18 protein-coding genes are annotated in these 14,404 nt (G+C 66.1%); 16 read left to right on the forward strand and 2 right to left on the reverse strand.

The features are described from left to right. Positions 1-155 precede the first annotated feature (155 nt). From glyA to ACTDI4_RS11340, 9 genes are all read left to right on the forward strand, one after another. Positions 156-1,469, forward strand: a complete 1,314-nt coding sequence (gene glyA / locus ACTDI4_RS11300; protein WP_442841231.1) for a serine hydroxymethyltransferase — start codon at positions 156-158, stop codon at positions 1,467-1,469. 75 nt (positions 1,470-1,544) lie between these two features. Further along, a complete protein-coding gene (locus ACTDI4_RS11305; protein WP_442841232.1) occupies positions 1,545-1,787 on the forward strand; it encodes an AbrB/MazE/SpoVT family DNA-binding domain-containing protein in 243 nt (80 codons plus the stop codon). Next, the gene (locus tag ACTDI4_RS11310; protein ID WP_442841233.1) at positions 1,775-2,182 is read left to right on the forward strand and encodes a type II toxin-antitoxin system VapC family toxin; all 408 of its coding nucleotides are present in this window, start codon (positions 1,775-1,777) and stop codon (positions 2,180-2,182) included. Before ACTDI4_RS11305 ends, ACTDI4_RS11310 begins: the two co-directional genes overlap by 13 nt. 3 nt (positions 2,183-2,185) lie before the next feature. Continuing rightward, positions 2,186-2,650, forward strand: a complete 465-nt coding sequence (nrdR, locus tag ACTDI4_RS11315) for a transcriptional regulator NrdR (protein ID WP_442841234.1) — start codon at positions 2,186-2,188, stop codon at positions 2,648-2,650. Between the two features lie 2 nt (positions 2,651-2,652). Continuing rightward, positions 2,653-3,777, forward strand: coding sequence for a bifunctional diaminohydroxyphosphoribosylaminopyrimidine deaminase/5-amino-6-(5-phosphoribosylamino)uracil reductase RibD (gene ribD, locus ACTDI4_RS11320; RefSeq protein WP_442841235.1), 1,125 nt, complete (start codon positions 2,653-2,655; stop codon positions 3,775-3,777). Beyond that, on the forward strand, positions 3,777-4,394 hold the full coding sequence (locus tag ACTDI4_RS11325) for a riboflavin synthase (protein ID WP_442843335.1): 618 nt from the start codon (positions 3,777-3,779) through the stop codon (positions 4,392-4,394). The genes ribD and ACTDI4_RS11325 overlap by 1 nt, the downstream gene beginning before the upstream one ends. 105 nt (positions 4,395-4,499) lie before the next feature. Continuing rightward, entirely contained in the window at positions 4,500-4,955 is a 456-nt protein-coding gene (gene ribH / locus ACTDI4_RS11330; RefSeq protein WP_442841236.1) for a 6,7-dimethyl-8-ribityllumazine synthase, read from the forward strand. Further along, a complete protein-coding gene (nusB, locus tag ACTDI4_RS11335) occupies positions 4,955-5,461 on the forward strand; it encodes a transcription antitermination factor NusB (protein WP_442841237.1) in 507 nt (168 codons plus the stop codon). Before ribH ends, nusB begins: the two co-directional genes overlap by 1 nt. Beyond that, positions 5,458-6,678 (forward strand): MFS transporter, encoded by a 1,221-nt coding sequence (locus ACTDI4_RS11340; protein ID WP_442841238.1) that lies wholly within the window; start codon positions 5,458-5,460, stop codon positions 6,676-6,678. Before nusB ends, ACTDI4_RS11340 begins: the two co-directional genes overlap by 4 nt. 27 nt (positions 6,679-6,705) lie before the next feature. Here ACTDI4_RS11340 and ACTDI4_RS11345 read toward each other — a convergent pair whose 3' ends face one another. Beyond that, on the reverse strand, positions 6,706-7,026 hold the full coding sequence (locus ACTDI4_RS11345) for a hypothetical protein (protein ID WP_442841239.1): 321 nt from the start codon (positions 7,024-7,026) through the stop codon (positions 6,706-6,708). Here ACTDI4_RS11345 and ACTDI4_RS11350 point away from each other — a divergent pair. Beyond that, positions 7,025-7,525 carry a DUF2165 family protein gene (locus ACTDI4_RS11350; protein ID WP_442841240.1) on the forward strand — a complete coding sequence of 167 codons (501 nt, stop codon included), beginning with the start codon at positions 7,025-7,027 and terminating at the stop codon, positions 7,523-7,525. The two genes, ACTDI4_RS11345 and ACTDI4_RS11350, sit on opposite strands and share 2 nt — an antisense overlap. 213 nt (positions 7,526-7,738) lie before the next feature. Continuing rightward, complete coding sequence (locus ACTDI4_RS11355; RefSeq protein ID WP_442841241.1) at positions 7,739-9,892, forward strand: sodium-translocating pyrophosphatase; 2,154 nt, start codon at positions 7,739-7,741, stop codon at positions 9,890-9,892. 122 nt (positions 9,893-10,014) lie between these two features. On the opposite strand, the gene ACTDI4_RS11360 is transcribed toward ACTDI4_RS11355, so the two are convergent. After that, positions 10,015-10,542 (reverse strand): outer membrane protein assembly factor BamE, encoded by a 528-nt coding sequence (locus ACTDI4_RS11360; RefSeq protein WP_442841242.1) that lies wholly within the window; start codon positions 10,540-10,542, stop codon positions 10,015-10,017. A 120-nt stretch (positions 10,543-10,662) separates the two neighbouring features. Between ACTDI4_RS11360 and ACTDI4_RS11365 the strand changes: the two genes are divergently transcribed. The 5 genes from ACTDI4_RS11365 (at position 10,663) to ACTDI4_RS11385 (ending at position 14,344) form a co-directional block, all read left to right on the forward strand. Then, positions 10,663-11,199 carry a ubiquinol-cytochrome C chaperone family protein gene (locus ACTDI4_RS11365; RefSeq protein ID WP_442841243.1) on the forward strand — a complete coding sequence of 179 codons (537 nt, stop codon included), beginning with the start codon at positions 10,663-10,665 and terminating at the stop codon, positions 11,197-11,199. An 11-nt stretch (positions 11,200-11,210) separates the two neighbouring features. After that, complete coding sequence (locus ACTDI4_RS11370) at positions 11,211-11,762, forward strand: YceD family protein (RefSeq protein ID WP_442841244.1); 552 nt, start codon at positions 11,211-11,213, stop codon at positions 11,760-11,762. A gap of 101 nt (positions 11,763-11,863) precedes the next feature. Continuing rightward, positions 11,864-12,949 carry a phosphate acyltransferase PlsX gene (gene plsX / locus ACTDI4_RS11375; protein WP_442841245.1) on the forward strand — a complete coding sequence of 362 codons (1,086 nt, stop codon included), beginning with the start codon at positions 11,864-11,866 and terminating at the stop codon, positions 12,947-12,949. A 4-nt stretch (positions 12,950-12,953) separates the two neighbouring features. After that, entirely contained in the window at positions 12,954-13,925 is a 972-nt protein-coding gene (locus ACTDI4_RS11380) for a beta-ketoacyl-ACP synthase III (RefSeq protein ID WP_442841246.1), read from the forward strand. Positions 13,926-14,023: 98 nt separating this feature from the next. Next, the gene (locus tag ACTDI4_RS11385; RefSeq protein ID WP_442841247.1) at positions 14,024-14,344 is read left to right on the forward strand and encodes an integration host factor subunit alpha; all 321 of its coding nucleotides are present in this window, start codon (positions 14,024-14,026) and stop codon (positions 14,342-14,344) included. Positions 14,345-14,404: the final 60 nt, after the last annotated feature.

The following is a 14,404-nucleotide window of genomic DNA, read 5'->3' on the forward strand; positions in this document are numbered from 1 at the left end:
AAGGAGGCGGCTGGCGCCCCAATCATCCGATCTTTTTTCGTCGGGCAGGGCTGGCGCATTCGGGCCAGCAAATTTCGCGCCCCAAGCGTGGCGGGGCGGGAGCATCTGTGTTAATGGCCCCACCAGTTTCCTCCGGTCATCAGGGATTTCTCGCTATGGCAACAGCAACGGCCGCCTTGAACTCGTTCGAGAGCTTCTTCGAAACCACCCTTGCCGATGCCGATCCGGAAATCTTCGGCGCCATCCGCAACGAGCTTGGCCGCCAGCGCCACGAGATCGAACTGATCGCCTCCGAAAACATCGTCAGCCGCGCGGTGCTCGAGGCCCAGGGCTCGATCATGACCAATAAATATGCCGAGGGCTATCCGGGCAAGCGCTACTATGGCGGCTGCCAGTTCGTGGACGTGGCCGAGGAACTGGCCATCGAGCGCGCCAAGAAGCTCTTCGACTGCCAGTTCGCCAACGTCCAGCCGAATTCGGGCAGCCAGATGAACCAGGCCGTGTTCTTGGCGCTGCTGCAGCCCGGCGACACCTTCATGGGCCTCGATCTGAATTCGGGCGGCCACCTGACGCACGGCTCGCCGGTCAACATGAGCGGCAAGTGGTTCAAGGTCGTTTCCTACGGCGTGCGCGAGGACGACCACCTTCTCGACATGGACGCGGTCGAGAAACTGGCGCACGAGACCAGGCCGAAGCTGATCCTGGCCGGCGGCACCGCCTATTCGCGCATCTGGGACTGGAAGCGTTTCCGCGAGATCGCCGATTCGATCGGCGCCTACCTCATGGTCGACATGGCCCACATCGCCGGCCTCGTCGCCGGCGGCCAGCATCCGTCGCCGCTGCCGCACGCCCATGTCGTCACCACCACCACGCACAAGTCGCTGCGCGGCCCGCGCGGCGGCATGATCCTCACCAATCACGAGGACATTGCCAAGAAGATCAATTCGGCCGTGTTCCCCGGGCTGCAGGGCGGCCCGCTGATGCACGTCATCGCCGCCAAGGCCGTTGCCTTCGGCGAGGCGCTGAAGCCGGAGTTCAAGACCTACGCGGCCAATGTCGTGGCCAACGCCAAGGCGCTTGCCTCCAGCCTCAAGGAAACCGGCCTGGACATCGTTTCGGGCGGCACCGACAATCATCTCATGCTGGTCGACCTGCGGCCGAAGAACGCCACCGGCAAGCGCGCGGAGGCCGCGCTCGGTCGCGCCAACATCACCTGCAACAAGAACGGGATCCCCTTCGACCCCGAAAAGCCCTTCGTGACCTCGGGCGTGCGGCTGGGAACGCCGGCCGGCACCACCCGCGGCTTCGGCCAGGCCGAGTTCCGCGAGATCGGCCATCTCATCGCCGAGGTGCTCGACGGCCTGAAGGCTGCCAATTCCGACGAGGGCAACGCCGCCGTGGAAGCGGCGGTGAAGGCCAAGGTGGTGGCGCTGACCGACCGCTTCCCGCTCTATCCCTATCTGGGGTGAGGGGGAATCTTGCTGCTCTTGATTTGAGCCGGCCTCGGTAATACCTTTCTGAAAACAGGTATTACCGAGGCTGCCATGAGCACGAAAGTCACGACGAAAGGGCAGGTCACCATTCCCAAGACGGTGCGCGAGATGTTGCGCGTCGAACCCGGCGGGGAAGTCGAGTTTCGGCTGAACGACCGCAACGAGGTGGTTATACAGCGTGTGGACGGGAAGAAGATAACCAGCCGGTTTGACAAATATCGGGGCATGCTCGGCCCGGGCCTGACAACGGACGAGATCATGGCCCTTACGCGCGGTGACGATTGGCGCTCGTAGATTCGAACGTGCTGCTCGATCTGCTGACCGGGGATCCTGTTTGGGAGGATTGGTCGGTGCAAGCGCTCGCCGGTGCTCAGGCGGCGGGTTTCTTGGCCATCAATGACATCGTCTACGCCGAATTGGCGACGAGATTTGAAGCCGTGGAGGCGCTCGATGGATTTGTCACGGATGCCGGTCTGCAAATGCTGCCGATCCCGCGTGCCGCACTTTTCATGGCGTCCAAGGTTCATGCGCTCTACCGGCGTGCCGGAGGCGTCAGGACTGGCGTCTTGCCCGATTTTTTCATCGGGGCTCACGCGGCGGTCCTGCGTTTGCCCATCGTGACGCGGGACGGCGGACGTTACCGGACCTATTTTCCCACAGTTGAACTCATAACTCCAAAGATGAACTAGGCCATGCGCTGCCCTTATTGCCAGTCCGAAGACACCCAGGTGAAGGATTCGCGCCCCGCCGAGGACGGCGCGGCGATCCGCAGGCGCCGGGTTTGCCCCGATTGCGGCGGCCGCTTCACCACCTTCGAGCGGGTGCAGTTGCGCGATCTCGTCGTGGTCAAGAAATCCGGGCGCAAGGTGCCTTTCGACCGCGACAAGCTGGCGCGTTCGATGGAGACGGCTGTGCGCAAGCGCAACGTCGACCCCGAGCGCATCGATCGCGCCGTCACCGGCATCGTGCGCCAACTCGAAAGCTCCGGCGAGACGGAGATCCCCTCCGCCGAGGTCGGCCGGCTGGTGATGGAGGCGCTGAAGTCGCTCGATGACGTGGCCTATGTGCGCTTCGCCTCGGTCTACCGCAATTTCCGCGAGGCCAAGGATTTCCACGACGTGCTCGGAGAACTGAAGGGCGACGAGGAGCAGCCCTGACGATGGCAGCAAGGGACAGGGCCGCGCAGGAGGCGCTCGACCGCCGGTTCATGGCGGCCGCATTGCGCCTGTCGCGCAGGAATGCCGGCCGCACCGCCACCAATCCGTCCGTCGGCACCATCGTCGTGCGCAACGACGGCGGCGGGCCGATGATCGTCGGCACCGGCGTCACCGCTGTCGGCGGCCGCCCGCATGCCGAAACGGAAGCGCTGGGGCTGGCCGGCGAACTGGCGCGCGGCGCAACCGCCTATGTCACGCTGGAACCCTGCGCCCATCACGGCCGCACCCCGCCTTGCGCCGTCGCGCTGGCGGCTGCCGGCATCGCGCGCGTGGTGGGTGCGGCCAGCGATCCCGACCCGCGCGTGTCCGGCAAGGGCTATGCGATCCTGCGGCAGGCGGGCATCGAAGTGGTGGAGAAGGTGCTGGCGGTGGAAGCGGCCGAGCAGATGGCCGGCTATATGAGCCGTTCTCTGAGAAAGCGCCCGGAAATCGTTCTGAAGCTTGCGCTTTCCGCCGACGGCTATATCGGCCGCAGGGGCGGGGGGCAGGTGTCGGTCACCGGCGAGGTGGCGCGCCGCGAGGTGCATCTGATGCGCGCCGAGGCAGATGCGGTGCTCATCGGCATCGGCACGGCGCTGGAGGACGATCCGGCGCTGACCGTGCGGCTGCCCGGGCTGGAGAGCCGTTCTCCTGCGCGCGTCCTGCTCGACAGGCGCATCCGTCTGCCGGAAACATCCAGGCTGGTCGCCGGCGTCGATCGCGTGCCGCTCTATATCGCGGCCGCGCCGGATGCCGAGCCGCATCGCCGCGCGGCGCTGGAGCGGCTGGGCGTGCGCTTCATCGGCACCGAGACCGTGGACGGAGCGGTCGCCCTGCCGGAACTTATGGAAGACCTTGCCGCGCTCGGCATGGCAAGCATATTGGTCGAGGGCGGCGCGGAAGTGGCGAAAGCGTTCCTGGCGGACGACCTGGTCGACCGCATCGTGCTGTTTCGCGGGCCGGACGAGATCGGCGCGGGCGGCGTGGCTTCGCCGCTGGACGAGCGGAGCATACCGGCCGGCTTCCGCAAATTGCGCGAGATGCGCTTCGGCGACGACATGTACAGGGAATGGGTGAGGGACATCTGATGTTCACCGGCATCGTCACCGACGTCGGCACCGTCGCCGCCGTCAAGCCGCTGAGGGAGGGCGTCGGCCTGCGCATCGACACGGCCTATGACCCGGCCGGCATCGACATCGGCGCCTCGATCTCCTGCGGCGGCGTGTGCCTCACCGTCACGGCGCTGCCGGAGGCCGGATCCAACGCCCGCTGGTTCGAGGTCGAGGCTTGGGAGGAGGCGCTGCGGCTCACCACCGCGTCGACATGGCGGCCGGGCACGCGCCTCAATCTGGAACGGGCGCTGAAGATCGGCGACGAACTGGGCGGGCATATCGTCTCGGGCCATGTCGACGGCATGGCCGCGATCGTGGCGCGCGAGGAGGAGGGCGATGCCGTGCGCTTCACGCTTGCAGCGCCGCGCGAACTGGCGCGTTTCATCGCGCCGAAGGGCTCGGTTGCGCTCGACGGCACGTCGCTCACCGTCAACAAGGTCGAAGGCGTGCGCTTCGACGTGCTTCTGATCCACCACTCGCTGGAGGTCACCACCTGGGGCGAGCGAAAGGTGGGCGACCGCGTCAATATCGAGATCGATACCATGGCCCGCTATGCGGCCAGGCTGGCCGAAGCCGCCAGGGAAGGGCTGTGAGCCCGGTTTTCGAATAACGACTTGCCTTTCGCCTTCCGCGGCAATCTGGGCCTTGCGGTCCCATGCGCTTCGGCCTAATTGACCGGCTCCCTCGGAGATGCGGATATGGCCCGGACCAAAAAACCCAAACTCTTGATCGTCGAGGCGCGTTTCTACGACGACCTGGCGGATGCGCTGCTGGAAGGCGCCAAGGCCGCGCTCGACGACGCCGGCGCCAAGTACGACGTCGTGACGGTGCCGGGGGCGCTGGAAATCCCGGCGGTCATCTCGCTTGCCCTCGATGCCGAGGCCGACGGCGCCGCCGCCTATGACGGCTTTGTGGCGCTCGGCACGGTGATCCGGGGCGAGACGTATCATTTCGAGATCGTCGCCAATGAATCCGCGCGCGCGCTGATGGACCTTTCGGTCCAGGAATCGGTCTGCCTCGGCAACGGCATCCTCACCACCGAGAACGAGGAGCAGGCCTGGGCGAGGGCGCGCAAGAGCGAGGGCGACAAGGGCGGTTTCGCCGCCCGTGCCGCGTTGACCATGATCGGTGTGCGCAAGAAGCTCGGAGCTTGATGCAAGTGACGCAACCCACCGGCAGCGGTCAGCCCCCAATCCGCCAGGCCAACAAGCGCGGCGCAGCCCGGCTTGCCGCCGTGCAGGCGCTCTATCAGATGGATGTCGCAGGCAGCGGCCTTCTGGAGACGACGGCCGAGTACGAATCCTTTCGCCTCGGCAAGGAAGTGGACGGCTCGCTCTACCGCGAGGCGGACGCGCAATGGTTTCGCGCCATCCTGGCCGGCGTGGTCGAGAACCAGAAGACCGTCGATCCGATCATCCGCCAGGCGCTGACCGAGGACTGGCCGCTGTCGCGGCTGGATTCCACATTGCGCGCCATCCTGCGCGCCGGTGTCTACGAACTGATGAAGCGCGAGGACGTGCCGGTGGCTGTCATCGTTTCCGAATATGTCGATATCGCCAAGGCATTCTACGAAGAGGACGAACCCAAGCTCGTCAACGCCGTGCTGGACCGCGTCGCGCGCCGGGTGCGCGGCGAGGGCCGCGGCAAGGATGCCCGGTGACGGCGGTCGCGACCGCCCCTGACGCTTCCTCGGAAGCGCGCCGCACGGCCTTCATCCTGGCAGCGGCGCAGGCGATCGTCGGCTCCGCGGCGCCGATCGCGATCTCCATGGGCGCGCTGGCCGGGCACTACCTGCTCGGGCCGGACAAGTCGCTGGCCACGGCCCCGATCACCGGCTTCAACCTCGGCGTGGCGCTCGGCGCGCTGCCGGCCGCAGCCATGATCCGCGCGCTCGGCCACCGCGGCGGCTTCATGACCGGAACCCTGGTGACGGCGCTGGGCGGGCTGATCGCCACGCTGGCCCTGTTCCAGGGCAGTTTCTGGATGTTCGCCGCCGGCCTTGCCATGCTCGGCATCGGCGGCGCCTTCGTCCAGCAGTTCCGGTTCGCCGCCGCCGACAACGCCCCGCCCGCCTTCAAGGCGCGGGCCATCTCCTTCGTGCTCGCCGGCGGCATCGTCACCGCGATCCTCGGACCCCAGATCGTCATCTTCACGCGCGAACTGCTCGCGCCGGTCATGTTCGCGGGCTCCTTCGCAGCAATTCTGGTGCTGGCGGCCGTGGGCGCCCTGCTTCTTTCGTTCCTGCGCGTGCCGGCGCGCTCGTCCGTGGCGCCGCCGACGGTGGCGGGCGAGGCGCGGCCGTTGCTGGAAATCGTCGCTCGCCCGCGATTTGCGGTGGCTCTGCTGTGCGGGGTCGGGAGCTATGCGCTGATGAGCTTCGTGATGACCGGTGCTCCGCTGGCCATGGTCGGCTGCGGCCTGTCCACGGACGACGCCACGCTCGGCATCTCCTGGCACGTCATGGCCATGTACGGGCCGAGCTTCTTCACCGGCGCGCTCATCCATCGCTTCGGTGCCGAGCGCATCGTCGCCCTCGGTCTGGCGCTGCTGGTCGGCTGCGCCCTGGTCGCCCTGTCCGGACTCGCGCTCTGGCAGTTCTGGACCGCGCTGGTGCTGCTCGGGCTGGGCTGGAACTTCGGCTTCATCGGCGCCACGGCCATCGTGGCCGAGAGCTACCGGCCGGCCGAGAAGGGCAAGGTGCAGGGCTTCCACGATTTCGTGCTGTTCGGCTCGGTCGCCTTCGCCTCGCTGATGTCGGGCGCCGTCTACAACGCCTGGGGCTGGGACATGCTGAACTGGATCGTGTTTCCCATAGTGGCGGTGTGCTTCGTGGGCCTGGGCGTGCTCGCGCTGACGAACAGGCGCCGCAGCGCCTGAACCGCGCTTCCGTCGTCGGGCGGGAGCCTACCGGCCGACCGGTCGTGCCGGGTGGTCGAGGGTGACCTCCAGCCGAAGCCCGTCGCCCGACGCCACCCAGCGGCGCATGAGGACGAGGAAGTCGTGCCGTGCGCCGGCTGTTTCCAGCGTCACCAGATCGCCTTGCGCGCAACCGGCCGGCAGGCGCAGCGCGCTGAGCGCGGCCGATAGTCCTTCCTGACGGCCGGCGTGAAGGCGCGCACTCGCCGTCAGCGCGATTTCCACGGCAAAAGTTGCACTGTCGAGGGGACTCGGCCAGTTTCGGTTGCGGTGGTTGGGATCGCCACTTTCCGGAGGAGACTTCGCCATGACTTTGCGTCTTTCCAAGATCATCATGTGCCTGTGCCTGGCTGCCTTCGCCTTCCTCGTCGCATTCGGCAACATCACCGACTATGGTTCGAACTACGCCTTTGTCCAGCATGTGCTGTCCATGGACACGACCTTTCCCGGCAACGCGCTGATGTATCGCTCCATCACCAGCCCGGGGCTGTGGACGGCCGGCTACTGGCTTATCATCCTCGGTGAGGCGATCACCTGCGTCCTGTTCCTCGTCGCCGCCTGGAACCTGTGGAGCGCCCGCAACGGCAGCGGCCGGGACTTCAACAACGCCAAGAAGTTCGCCGTCATCGGCACCACGATGGGCTTCCTGGTCTGGTATTTCGGCTTCATGGTCGTCGGCGGCGAGTGGTTCGCCATGTGGCAGTCCAAGACCTGGAACGGACAGGACGCCGCCTTCAAGTTCTATATCACCATGCTCGTGGTGCTGATCTACGTCATCCAGCCGGACGCCGATCTCGAGCGCGAATGAGCCGCCGCTGCCTGCCCGCCGGCGGCGTTCGGCGCCGGTGGACGGCCCGTCGGCCGAAAAGACAGCGAAAAGCGAACAATATCTTGACGTTCGCCGGGGAACCTGTTCGCATGCGCCCTGTCGATCCGGCGCCGAGGAGGAATTTGGCGCCCGTCGAGGTTCAATGTCCGGGGAGGGGTTCTTCCGGATGATCAGTCGAGGAAAAATCCGCAAATGACCATGCTCTATGTCGTCATTCTCTGCGGCGTGCTTTCCGTTGTCTACGCCATCTGGGCGACGCAGTCGGTGCTTGCCGCCGACCAGGGCAACGCGCGCATGCAGGAAATCGCCGCCGCCATCCGCGAGGGGGCTCAGGCTTATCTTTCGCGCCAATATACAACCATCGCCATCGTCGGCGTCGTCGTCTTCCTGCTCGCGTGGTGGCTGCTTTCCGGCACCGCCGCGATCGGCTTCCTGATCGGGGCCGTGCTTTCGGGAGCGGCCGGCTTCATCGGCATGCACGTTTCGGTGCGCGCCAACGTGCGCACCGCCCAGGCGGCCTCCAACAGCCTCGCCGCCGGCCTCGACATCGCCTTCAAGTCGGGCGCGATCACCGGCCTTCTGGTCGCTGGCCTCGCGCTGCTCGGCGTGTCCGTCTATTACTGGGTACTGACCGGGCCGCTCGGCCATGGACCGGCCGACCGCACGGTCATCGACGCGCTGGTGGCGCTGGGCTTCGGCGCTTCGCTGATCTCCATCTTCGCGCGCCTCGGCGGCGGCATCTTCACCAAGGGTGCCGACGTGGGCGGCGATCTCGTCGGCAAGGTGGAAGCCGGCATTCCCGAGGACGATCCGCGCAACCCGGCAACCATCGCCGACAATGTCGGCGACAATGTCGGCGACTGCGCCGGCATGGCGGCCGACCTGTTCGAGACCTATGCGGTGACGGTGGTGGCCACCATGGTGCTGGCCGCCATCTTCTTCGCGGGCGCGGGCAATCTGGTCGATGTGATGATCTACCCGCTCGCCATCTGCGGCGCCTGCATCCTCACTTCGATCGTCGGCACCTTCTTCGTCAAGCTGGGCGCCAACGGTTCGATCATGGGCGCGCTCTACAAGGGCCTGATCGTCACCGGCATCCTGTCGGTGGTCGGGCTTGGCGTGGCCACGTCGCTCACCATCGGATGGGGCGAACTCGCCATCACCGGGGGCAGGGCGCCCGTCACCGGAACCAACCTGTTCATCTGCGGTCTTGTCGGGCTGCTGGTCACGGCGCTGATCGTGGTCATCACCGAATATTACACTGGCACGGGCAAGCGCCCGGTGGTCTCGATCGCCCAGGCGTCGGTGACCGGCCACGGCACCAACGTCATTCAGGGCCTCGCCGTCTCACTGGAATCGACGGCGTTGCCGGCCATCGTCATCGTCGGCGGCATCATCTCCACCTATCAGCTTGCAGGCCTGTTCGGCACGGCGATCGCCGTCACCACCATGCTCGGCCTGGCCGGCATGATCGTGGCGCTGGACGCCTTCGGCCCGGTCACCGACAATGCCGGCGGCATCGCCGAGATGTCGGGCATGCCCAAGGAGGTACGCCAGTCGACCGACGCGCTGGACGCGGTGGGCAACACCACCAAGGCCGTCACCAAGGGCTATGCCATCGGTTCGGCCGGGCTCGGCGCCCTGGTGCTGTTCGCGGCCTATTCCAACGATCTGCAGTTTTTCGCCGCCAACCCGACGCAGTTCCCGTACTTCTCGGACCTCGGTACGGTCTCCTTCGACCTGTCGAACCCCTATGTCGTTGCGGGGCTGATCTTCGGCGGCCTGATTCCGTACCTGTTCGGCGGCATCGCCATGACGGCCGTCGGGCGCGCGGCGGGGGCGATCGTGCAGGAGGTGCGCAAGCAGTTCCGCGAGAATCCGGGCATCATGCAGGGCACCGCCAAGCCGAACTATGCGCGCGCCGTCGACCTGCTCACCAAGGCGGCGATCAAGGAGATGATCATTCCCTCGCTGCTGCCGGTGCTGGCGCCTCTGGTCGTCTATTTCGGCGTTCTGCTGATCTCGGGGTCCAAGGCCTCGGCCTTCGCGGCGCTCGGCGCCTCGCTGCTCGGCGTCATCGTCAACGGCCTGTTCGTGGCCATCTCGATGACCTCCGGCGGCGGCGCCTGGGACAACGCCAAGAAGTCGTTCGAAGACGGCTTCACCGACAAGGACGGCGTCAAGCACCTGAAGGGTTCGGAAGCGCACAAGGCCTCGGTGACGGGCGACACGGTCGGCGATCCCTACAAGGATACCGCCGGTCCGGCGGTGAACCCCGCCATCAAGATCACCAATATCGTGGCGCTGCTGCTGCTGGCGGTGCTGGCGCACGGCGGAGCCGCCTGACGCCCATATATATTTCCCGGCGGCGCAACGCCGCCGGCAGGGCGTCAAGGGACAAAAAAACCCGCGGAAGCGATTCCGCGGGTTTTTCGTCTTTCGATCTGCAAAAAAAGTGTCGCGGCGCGTTACGGGCCGCTGCCGCCGCCCAGCAGGCTGCCGGCCGAGCCGGGGGTCATCTTGCCTGCGCCCCGGATGATCTGGGAGAGGAAGTTCTGGTCCTTGCCGCCGGTCGGCGTGGTGCGCGATATGAAGTCGAACACCTTCCCGTCCTTCAGGCCGTAATTGGCGATCTGGCTGACGCGGCCGTCCTGGCCGAAATAGACGGCGAGCACCTTCTGGTCCACGAGCCGCGGATTGTCGAAGGCGACGGACCGCCGGCGCGTCTGCGAGATATAGTAGAAGACTTCGTTGTCGAAGGTCGCCGTGGTGGAAGGCGTGCCGAGCGCCAGCAGCACCTGCTCGCGGCTGGAGCCCACGGGCACCATGTCCAGCGCCTGCTGGTCGACGATATAGCCCTGGTTCAGCGTCTCGCTCGGGCTGAGGTCGCCGAACATCTTGGAGGAGTTGCAGCCGGACAATGCCGTGGCGGCCAGCATGGAAGCCAGGCCGACCGGCAGGGCCGAAAAGAGCGACTTGATTTTCCGAGTGCGCAACGACAACTCCCTAATTCCGCCTCCGGCACCGCTTGCATGAGGCGGCAAAAGCGGTAAACCAGCTTGGCCGCCGATGCAACAATGCCGCCCGACAAACAGGTCCCCGGGAGACCGCCCCCAATGTTCCAGCGCCTGTTCGGCCGCAAACGCCAAGTCAACCGCGCTATAACCGACGCCCTCTACGGTCAAATCGTGGCGGCCGCGCGGCAGGAAATCCTTTATTCGCAGTGGAATGTGCCCGACACGCCGCTCGGCCGCTTCGAGATGTTGTCGCTGGCCATGTTCCTGCTGCAGAACCGTCTCGTCGGCGAAACCGGCCCCGCAGCCGATGTGGCGCAGGTGCTGATCGACGAGTTCTTCACCGATGTCGACCATTCGCTGCGCGAACTGGGAATCAGCGACGTCGGCGTGCCAAAACGCATGAAAAAGCTGGCGAAGATGTATTACGGCCGCACCGCCACCTATGCGGACGCGCTGGAGCGCGGCGACCGCGAGGCGCTGGTCGCAGCCCTTGCCCGCAACGTCAGGCCGGACGAAGGGGAGTGGCCCGAGGCGGAAAGCCTGGCCGCCTATGCCTTCCGGGTGAAAGAGGGGCTTGCCGCGCAGCCCTCGGGCGATATCTGCGCGGGCAGGCTGTCGTTTCCGGCGGCCGCGTGAAGGAGCCGGCGATGCACGACAAGGCCCAGCCGCAAAGCCCCGTTTCGTTCCTTGCCCATGTGGCCAGGATGCCGCAGAACGGCCTGCCGGTGACGATCGAGGCCGATGCCGCCCAGCGCGCTGCGCTGGCGCAGGCGCATGGCCTGCTCTCGGTGGCGTCCTACCGTGCCGAGCTGCTGGTCACGCCCTGGCGCCGCAACGGCGTCAAGGTCACCGGCCGGGTGGAGGCCGACATCACCCAGGCCTGCGTGGTCACGCTCGACCCGGTCGCCGCCCATGTCGACGAGCCGGTCGAGGGCCTGTTCCTGCCTGAGGATTCCAAGCTCGGCCGGCTTGGATTCGAGGCCGGCGGCGAGATCCTGCTGGATGCGGAAGGCCCCGACAGCCCTGAGATATTCTCCGGCGACACGGTCGATGTCGGCGCCCTGGCCGAGGAGTTCTTCGGCCTGGCGATCGATCCCTATCCGCGCAAGCCGGGCGTCCTGCTGGGCGAAGACGATGACGCCGATGACGGCGAGACCGAGTTCCAACGCAAGCTGAAATCCCTGTTCGGAAAATCCTGAAACGGGGGCGGGGTGATAAATGCCGGTTGTGCGGCGGCTCAAAACCGCTATTTTCGCCGAACGTCGCGGGGCGACCCAGCAAAACAAGAGATGATTCCAGCGTGATCAGGATTTCCATCGATGCCATGGGCGGGGATCACGGCCCGGGCGTTGTCATTCCCGCGCTTATGGCTGTCGCGGTGCGCCGGCCGGACATCCGCTTCACCATCTACGGGCGGGAGGAGGCCGTGCGGCCAGAACTCGCCAAATATCCGAAGCTCGCGGACAAGAGCGAGTTCATCCACAGCGAAGTCGCGGTCAAGATGGACGAGAAGCCCAGCCAGGCTCTGCGCCACGGCCGCTGGAAGTCGTCCATGTGGATGGCGATCGAGGCGGTGAAGTCCGGCAAGTCCGAAGCCTGCGTGTCGGCCGGCAACACCGGCGCGCTGATGGCGATGTCGAAATTCTGCCTGCGCACCATGGCCACCATCGACCGGCCCGCCATCGCCGCCATCTGGCCGACGCTGCGCGGCGAAAGCGTCGTGCTGGACGTCGGCGCCACCATCGGCGCGGACGCCCACCAGCTCGTCGACTTCGCCATATTGGGCACGGGCATGGCGCGCTCCGTCTTCGGCATGGAGCGGCCTACGGTCGGCCTGCTCAATGTCGGGGTGGAAGAGGTCAAGGGCCAGGAGGAGGTCAAGGACGCCGGGCGCATGCTGCGCGAGGCCAACATGACTTCCATGGACTATCGCGGCTTCGTCGAGGGCGACGACATCGGCAAGGGCACGGTGGACGTTGTGGTGACGGAAGGGTTTTCCGGCAACATCGCGCTGAAGACCGCCGAGGGCACGGCACGACAGATCGCTTCCTATCTGCGCGCCGCCATGGGCCGCACGCTGATGGCGCGCATCGGCTATGTCTTCGCCAAGGGCGCCTTCGATCGCCTGCGCGAGAAGATGGACGTCAGCCGTTCCAACGGCGGCGTCTTCCTCGGGCTGAACGGCATCGTGGTCAAGAGCCACGGCGGCGCCGATTCGGAGGGCTTCGCGGCAGCCGTGGAGCTGGCCTACGACATGGTCCGCAACCGCCTGCTGGATCGGATCGAGGCCGATCTGGATCTGTTCCACGCCCGCAATCCGCAGGTTCAGGCCCAGGCAAGCACGAAATCCGACGCCGAAGCCGGCGAAGAAAACCAGGAAATGTAAGACATTGATCAGATCAGTCGTTCGTGGGGTCGGTTCCGCGCTGCCCCGCCGCATCATGAGGAATGCCGATCTCGAAGGCATGGTCGAGACCTCGGACGCATGGATCGTCCAGCGCACCGGCATCCGCCAGCGCTACATCGCGGCCGACGACGAGACCACCGCCTCGCTGGGTGAGGCCGCCGCACGCGCGGCACTTGCCGATGCGGGCCTGACGCCCGACGACATCGACCTGATCGTGCTGGCCACTTCCACGCCCAACAACACCTTTCCGGCCACGGCGGTGGAGATCCAGAACCGGCTCGGCATGCGCCACGGCTTCGCCTTCGACATGCAGGCCGTGTGCTCCGGCTTCGTGTATGCGGTGACGACGGCCGATCTCTACATCCGCGGCGGCATGGCCAAACGCGTGCTGGTGATCGGCTCCGAGACCTTCTCGCGCATCCTCGACTGGAACGACCGCTCCACCTGCGTCTTGTTCGGCGACGGCGCAGGCGCGCTGGTGCTGGAGGCGGGCGAGGGCGCGGGCACCATCGCCGACCACGGCGTTCTGGCGGCGAGCCTGCGTTCCGACGGCACCCACAAGGACAAGCTCTACGTCGATGGCGGGCCTTCCACCACCGGAACCGTGGGGCATCTGCGCATGGAAGGCCGCGAGGTGTTCAAGCACGCCGTCGGCATGATTACCGACGTGATCGAGGCGACATTCGCCCAGGCCGGTATCACCGCCCAGGACCTCGACTGGTTCGTTCCGCACCAGGCCAATAAACGCATTATTGACGCTTCCGCCAAGAAGCTCGGGATAGCCGAGGAGAAAGTGGTGATAACCGTGGACCTCCACGGTAACACCTCGGCGGCATCGGTGCCGCTGGCGCTGTCCGTCGCGGTTGCCGACGGGCGCATCAAGCGTGGCGATCTGGTGCTGCTGGAGGCGATGGGCGGCGGCTTCACCTGGGGCGCGGTGCTGATCCGCTGGTAACGGCAGAGCGGTCCGCATCGGTCCTTGACCTTGACGGATCAATTACTTACGCTCCGCCGTCGTTTGGAAGATATGTTTTTTAGCGGATGGGACGGTCGATGGGGGGAAAGACACTTACGCGTGCTGACCTTGCCGAGGCCGTCTACCGCAAGGTCGGCCTGTCCAGGACCGAATCCGCCGAATTGGTGGAAGCGGTGCTCGATGAGATTTGCGAAGCGATCGTGCGGGGCGAGACGGTGAAGCTGTCGTCCTTCGCCACATTCCACGTGCGATCCAAGAACGAGCGGATCGGCCGCAACCCGAAGACGGGCGAAGAGGTGCCGATCCTGCCGCGCAGGGTGATGACGTTCAAGGCTTCGAACGTGCTGAAGAGCCGCATCCTGCGTGCGCACCAGAACAAGGCCAAGGCGGGCAAATAGAGTATCGGGCCGGACAAGGGAGTTGGACAAGGGAGCCGGCCGGTCCGAAGCCCGGGCGAT

Origin of the sequence: Mesorhizobium sp. PUT5, assembly GCF_052216645.1 — a bacterium.
In the GTDB taxonomy this organism is placed as follows: Bacteria; Pseudomonadota; Alphaproteobacteria; order Rhizobiales; family Rhizobiaceae; genus Mesorhizobium.

Bases quoted from the DNA above. Each gene is read 5' to 3' on its own strand.
- glyA (WP_442841231.1), top strand. From the start codon at position 156: ATGGCAACAGCAACGGCCGCCTTGAACTCGTTCGAGAGCTTCTTCGAA.
- ACTDI4_RS11305 (WP_442841232.1), top strand. From the start codon at position 1,545: ATGAGCACGAAAGTCACGACGAAAGGGCAGGTCACCATTCCCAAGACG.
- nrdR (WP_442841234.1), top strand. From the start codon at position 2,186: ATGCGCTGCCCTTATTGCCAGTCCGAAGACACCCAGGTGAAGGATTCG.
- ribD (WP_442841235.1), top strand. From the start codon at position 2,653: ATGGCAGCAAGGGACAGGGCCGCGCAGGAGGCGCTCGACCGCCGGTTC.
- ACTDI4_RS11325 (WP_442843335.1), top strand. From the start codon at position 3,777: ATGTTCACCGGCATCGTCACCGACGTCGGCACCGTCGCCGCCGTCAAG.
- ribH (WP_442841236.1), top strand. From the start codon at position 4,500: ATGGCCCGGACCAAAAAACCCAAACTCTTGATCGTCGAGGCGCGTTTC.
- nusB (WP_442841237.1), top strand. From the start codon at position 4,955: ATGCAAGTGACGCAACCCACCGGCAGCGGTCAGCCCCCAATCCGCCAG.
- ACTDI4_RS11350 (WP_442841240.1), top strand. From the start codon at position 7,025: ATGACTTTGCGTCTTTCCAAGATCATCATGTGCCTGTGCCTGGCTGCC.
- ACTDI4_RS11345 (WP_442841239.1), bottom strand. From the start codon at position 7,026: ATGGCGAAGTCTCCTCCGGAAAGTGGCGATCCCAACCACCGCAACCGA.
- ACTDI4_RS11355 (WP_442841241.1), top strand. From the start codon at position 7,739: ATGACCATGCTCTATGTCGTCATTCTCTGCGGCGTGCTTTCCGTTGTC.
- ACTDI4_RS11365 (WP_442841243.1), top strand. From the start codon at position 10,663: ATGTTCCAGCGCCTGTTCGGCCGCAAACGCCAAGTCAACCGCGCTATA.
- ACTDI4_RS11370 (WP_442841244.1), top strand. From the start codon at position 11,211: ATGCACGACAAGGCCCAGCCGCAAAGCCCCGTTTCGTTCCTTGCCCAT.
- ACTDI4_RS11385 (WP_442841247.1), top strand. From the start codon at position 14,024: ATGGGGGGAAAGACACTTACGCGTGCTGACCTTGCCGAGGCCGTCTAC.